This window comes from Bradyrhizobium sp. AUGA SZCCT0283, assembly GCF_018130385.1.
Taxonomy (GTDB): Bacteria; Pseudomonadota; Alphaproteobacteria; order Rhizobiales; family Xanthobacteraceae; genus Bradyrhizobium.
On record NZ_JAFCLU010000082.1, the window covers coordinates 1 to 5362 of the forward strand.

The 5362-nt window shown below is 61.1% G+C and carries 7 protein-coding genes and 1 pseudogene; 2 read left to right on the top strand and 6 right to left on the bottom strand.

Annotation, left to right across the window (positions count from 1 at the left end; genetic code table 11):
• Positions 1-214 (bottom strand): annotated as a pseudogene (locus tag JQ624_RS39190) (hypothetical protein); the annotation flags it as partial.
• A gap of 334 nt (positions 215-548) precedes the next feature.
• Here JQ624_RS39190 and JQ624_RS37950 point away from each other — a divergent pair.
• Positions 549-941: a response regulator gene (locus JQ624_RS37950; RefSeq protein WP_212423969.1), complete on the top strand. Its 393-nt coding sequence runs from the start codon at positions 549-551 to the stop codon at positions 939-941.
• A gap of 58 nt (positions 942-999) precedes the next feature.
• Entirely contained in the window at positions 1000-1518 is a 519-nt protein-coding gene (locus JQ624_RS37955) for a SufE family protein (protein ID WP_212423970.1), read from the top strand.
• On the opposite strand, the gene JQ624_RS37960 is transcribed toward JQ624_RS37955, so the two are convergent.
• From JQ624_RS37960 to JQ624_RS37980, 5 genes are all read right to left on the bottom strand, one after another.
• Positions 1481-1807, bottom strand: a complete 327-nt coding sequence (locus JQ624_RS37960; protein WP_212423971.1) for a nitrogen fixation protein NifZ — start codon at positions 1805-1807, stop codon at positions 1481-1483. The genes JQ624_RS37955 and JQ624_RS37960 overlap by 38 nt on opposite strands.
• Positions 1804-3045 (bottom strand): cysteine desulfurase, encoded by a 1242-nt coding sequence (locus JQ624_RS37965; protein WP_212423972.1) that lies wholly within the window; start codon positions 3043-3045, stop codon positions 1804-1806. The genes JQ624_RS37960 and JQ624_RS37965 overlap by 4 nt, the downstream gene beginning before the upstream one ends.
• A gap of 4 nt (positions 3046-3049) precedes the next feature.
• Positions 3050-4381, bottom strand: a complete 1332-nt coding sequence (gene sufD, locus JQ624_RS37970) for a Fe-S cluster assembly protein SufD (RefSeq protein WP_212423973.1) — start codon at positions 4379-4381, stop codon at positions 3050-3052.
• 5 nt (positions 4382-4386) lie between these two features.
• Positions 4387-5145, bottom strand: a complete 759-nt coding sequence (sufC, locus tag JQ624_RS37975; protein ID WP_212423974.1) for a Fe-S cluster assembly ATPase SufC — start codon at positions 5143-5145, stop codon at positions 4387-4389.
• 37 nt (positions 5146-5182) lie between these two features.
• Positions 5183-5362, bottom strand: a 180-nt coding sequence (locus JQ624_RS37980) for a SufD family Fe-S cluster assembly protein (protein WP_212423888.1), incomplete at its 5' end; no start/stop codon positions are given.

The window sequence follows — 5362 nt, forward strand, 5'->3', positions numbered from 1 at the left end:
TCTGCGAGGTCGTCGACTTGCCGATGCCGCCTTTGCCGTAAAACGCGATTTGTCGTAGTGCAGCCATTTTGTTCTCCTCGGAACCTGATTGCCGTTTCACCGATACACACAAGCCGCGCAGCTCGATCTCGATGGATCCTTGTTGCGCGGCGTGGTTACGGACTTCGCTCTTCCGTTTCGAGGGCTTGCAGCCAGCAACCATCGCCTTGTGCAAACGTGGTTTGCAACGACTGTGCCAGCGTCGGTCGTCGGCGAAATTTTCATTGATTCTAAATACATACCGGAGTCGTGCCGAGCCCGAGGCGCTTGTTGCAAACCCGACATCGCTGCACGTCACCCGACGTCAGGGGATATAGCTGTCTCAAACAAAACAACCGGGTGACCCGCGGACGAGCGGATCGAAGCGGCCAGGAGGAATCAGCCAGGATTGCACTCCCCAGTCGCGGTATGGTGTTTGCTTGGGTAGATCAAACCCCGGCGGTCAACGAGGACAAGATATGCCGATCAATCCAAAGCCGCTCCGCTTTGCGGACGACAGCATCATTTTCGTGGTTGAGGGCGACGAGGTCGTTCGATCGGCGCTGCACTTCATTCTCGACGACCAGAACGAGACCCACTCATTTGCGAGCCTTGATCAAGCATTTACCAAGTCCGCGAGCAGGAAGCCGAATGCCATTCTGCTCGGGATCGGCATGCTGCAAAACAACGGAGGACGGATTTTGGACGAGATCGTAATGCGGATGCCCGGCGCCAGGATCCTGATCGTGGCTGATTCCGTCAATGACCCCATCGCGGTCGCGAGCCTGAAATGGGGGGCTCACGACGTACTCGGCAAACCCATCAGCTTCGATTCCGTTCGTCGCAAGGTCGATGCCCTGCTTCGACCTCATGAGCTTTCACCGGGCTTGCTGGGACTGCTGCCGTTTTCGGCTGCATGGTGAACAAAGGCAGGCGCAGAGCAATTCCGCAGGACGACAACGAACATAGGTTGCGACCCCAATGGACCACTCATCTGCTGATATTCCGCCGATCGATGACATCATCGACAACTTCACTTTGCTGGACGAATGGGACGACCGATATCGCTACGTCATCGAGCTCGGCCGCGGCATGGACCCGCTGCCCGAGCTTGACCGCACCGAGGCGAATAAAGTTCAGGGCTGCGCAAGTCAGGTATGGTTGGCAACGACCGTGTGTTTCGATAACGACCAGCCCGTGCTCACCTTCCGTGGCGAAAGCGATGCTCACATCGTCCGTGGGCTCGTTGCCATCCTACTCGCGACCGTCTCCGGCAAGCATGCCAACGAGATCCTGGCGGCTGACCCGATCGCCCTGTTTGATCGCCTGGGCTTGCGTGAACACCTCACGCCGCAGCGTTCGAACGGGTTTCGTTCCATGGTCGAACGCATCCGCGCCGACGCACGGCAGGCACTGTCGAGTGCCCCGCCAGCCGTCCGGCTTCAGGCGGCCAATTGCCCCCTCACCGCACGGCCCTGGCCATTTCCCGGCCCCGCATGATGACGACGGCAGCGCGGGTGAAAAACTCGACGGTGTAGTAGATCTCACCCAAAAAGCCCCAGCTTTCGCGAACGATGCCGGCATCGCCTTGATGGACCAACGTCTCGCCGATGTCCCGGTGAGGGTAGATCCCGTCATTGATGATCTGCGTCAGCGAACGCACCGCGTCGCCCCGCTTGAACTCGTGCTTGCCTACAACGCCCGGACCTCGGCCGACCTGTCGCCGGCGGGCGTCATGGACGACACGGCCGATTGTTGCAGGTTTTGGATTGGGGGTTGGGTGGCTCATGCGAAGAACTCCTGCGCTTTGGCGAGAGCACGCGCCAGAACATCGACCTCGTCGTGGGTATTATAGAGAGCGAACGACGCCCGGCAGGTGGCCGTGACACCGAAGCGTTCCAGCAGCGGCATGGCACAATGCGTCCCGGCTCGCACTGCAACGCCGGCACGATCGATGACGGTCGCGAAATCATGCGCGTGAGCGCTCTTCATTTCAAACGATACGATGGCCCCCTTCTCGGCCGCCGTCCCGATGATGCGCAATGAATTGATCTCACGCAATTTTTCCTGCGCATAGGCCAGCAGCGACGCTTCATGCGCCCTGATCCGGCTCTTGCCGATCGAATTGATGTAGTCAATCGCGGCGCCGAGCCCGATCGCCTGCACGATCGGCGGCGTTCCGGCCTCAAACCGGTGCGGCGGCACACCGTAGGTGACGCCATCCCGGCGCACCTCGCGAATCATTTCGCCGCCGCCGTTGAATGGTGGCATGGTCGCCAGGTGCTCGTATTTGCCATAAAGCGCGCCGATTCCGGTCGGTCCGTACAATTTGTGGCCGGTGATCACGTAGAAGTCGCAATCGATATCGCGGACGTCGACATCCATGTGGACGGAGGACTGCGCGCCGTCGACAAGCACCGGAATTCCCCGTGCGTGCGCGATCCGGACCACTTCCTTGATTGGCACCACCGTACCCAGTACGTTCGACATCTGCGTGATGGCGACCATTTTGGTACGGTCGGTCAACAGCTTCTCGAATTCGTCGGTCAGGAAATTGCCGTCGTCGTCAACCGGCGCCCATTTGATCACCGCGCCTTGTCGTTCGCGCAAAAAATGCCAGGGAACGATGTTGGCATGGTGCTCCATGATGGAGAGTATGATTTCGTCGCCGGGCCCGATCCGCTCGCGCCCAAATGTCTGGGCGACGAGGTTGATCGCCTCGGTCGCGCCACGGGTAAAGACGATTTCGTCGCTCCGCCCGGCATTCAGGAAGCCAGCAACCTTTTCCCGGGCGCCTTCATAACCTTCGGTGGCGGCGTTGGCGAGATAATGCAGCCCGCGGTGGACGTTTGAGTATTCGGATGTGTAGGCCTGTGTCAGGCGGTCCAGGACCGCCCTCGGCTTCTGGGCCGAAGCGGCATTGTCGAAATAGACCAGCGGCTTGCCGTGGACCTGCATTCCGAGGATCGGGAAATCCTCGCGGACCCGACCGACGTCATAGCTGCCGTTGCTTACCGCCGGATGCATCGCATCATCCCCGTTGCCCAAGCCAGGCCACTGTGGCGTCCATCAGCGCATCGCGGACACCCTCATGCTCGATCGCCCCGACCACTTCGGCGGCGAAAGCCTGAATCAGCAGCGCCTCCGCCTCCTTGTCGGGAATACCGCGCGCCATGAGGTAAAATTTGAGCTGGTCGTCGAGCGTACCCGTCGTGGCGCCGTGGCCGCACTGGACATCGTCGGCAAATATCTCCAGCTCGGGTTTGCAATCGGCCTCCGCACGATCCGACAGCAGCAACGCGCGAGACATCATCTTCGCGTCGGTCTTCTGCGCCTGCGGCCGAACGGTGATTTTGCCCTGAAACACGGCGCGGGCCTCATCGTCGACCACAGCCTTGAAGATTTCCCGGCTCTGGCTGCCGGCAACCGCGTGGTCAACAGCGAGCGTGCTATCGGCATGCTGCCGGTCAGCCAACAGGCTCAGACCCCGCAGATTTGCCTCCGTGCCTTCCCCTGCGAGCAGCACAAATAGTTGATTGCGGACGACGGCACCGCCGGCGATGAACCCCAGTTCATTGAATTTGGCGCGGGCGCCAATGTTGGCCAAGAGCGTTCCGACATGAATGGCGACGCTCCCCTCGCGCGTAAATTTCACGTGATCGACCTGAGCTTCATCGCCGACCACCAGTTGGAGCACCGTGTTGATCTGATAATCCAGCTGATCGCGTCCCTCATGGGTCTCGACGAAGGTCGCGCGGGCGCCGCCGCCGACCACGACCAGCGACCGCGTGACCATGGCCGCCGGCGTTGGGCCTGTATTGACGAAAACGAGGTGGACTGGCCGCTCGATGGTGGCACCAGGCGAAACCGTAATCACGACGCCATCACCGGCCAGCGCTGTGTTGAGCGCCAGTGCCGGGTCGTCGGCAGGGACCGTTGTGCCAAGGCCTTGCGACAGCAAGGGCTCGTCCAGGGCCAACGCTTCTGCCATGGAGCGAATGGTGAGGCCGGCTTCGAGATCGGCGAGGTCGGAAATATCCGTCGCAAACGAGCCGTTCAGAATGACCAGCCGCCTGAAACCAAGTGCAGCGAACACTCCGCCCGCATCATGCGCCATCGCCCTTGCCTCGGCGTCGGGCGGAGCCGCAAGCGGCTTGGCATCCCGCATCAACCGCCGCAGGTCAGTGTAGCGCCAGGCCTCAATGCGCGGGTGCGGCAGGCCGGCGAGCGCAAAATGATTGAATGCCGCGGCGCGCACCGCTGCGACATCGCTGCCGCCCGGCAAACCCTGTCGGGAGGTGGTGTAAACATCGACCAGACCAAGCTCGGCTTGAGTCCTGATGGGGCGGATTCCAGCGTTCATGACCGTCAAGCCGCCTCGTTCTGATATTGCGCATATCCGGTCGCCTCGAGCTCCAGCGCGAGCTCCTTGCCGCCGGTCCTTACAATGCGGCCGGCCGATAGCACGTGAACGACATCCGGCACGATGTAATCCAGCAGCCGCTGGTAATGCGTGATCACGATCATCCCACGTTCGCTCGATCGCAGCTGATTGACGCCATTGGCAACGATCTTCAACGCGTCGATGTCAAGACCAGAATCGGTTTCGTCGAGCACGCACAACAGCGGCTCCAGGAGCGCCATCTGCAGCGTCTCGTTTCGCTTCTTCTCGCCGCCGGAGAATCCGACGTTGAGAGGCCGGCGCAGCATCTCGGCGTCGATGCCGAGCTTCCGGGCAATCTCGCGGACGCGCTTGAGCAGGTCCGGCGATGTCAACTCCTCTTGACCACGCTTGCGGCGCTGCGCGTTGAACGCGGTGCGCAGAAACGTGACGGTGGCAACGCCCGGGATTTCCAATGGGTACTGGAACGCCAGGAATACACCCTTGGCGGCACGTTCGTCCGGGCTCATCGCGAGCAGGTCCTCGCCTCTGAACAGAACTTCGCCACCGATGATCTCGTAGCCGGGCTTTCCAGCCAGCACATAAGACAGCGTCGATTTGCCTGCGCCGTTCGGGCCCATGATGGCGTGGATCTCGCCGGCATTCACCGTGAGGTCGAGGCCGTTGAGAATCTTCCGTCCGCCGATTTCGGCCTGCAGGTTGCGGATTTCGAGCAGTGGCGTCATTGCAAATTGCCTCCGTTACCTGTTTGAGCCGGCACCGTCAGCCGACGCTGCCTTCCAGCGAGATCGAGATCAGCTTCTGCGCCTCAACCGCGAATTCCATCGGCAGTTGCTGCAGCACGTCCTTCACGAAGCCGTTGACGACGAGGCCGACCGCTTCTTCCTGGCTGAGGCCGCGCTGGATGCAATAGAACAGCACGTCCTCGGAGATCTTTGACGT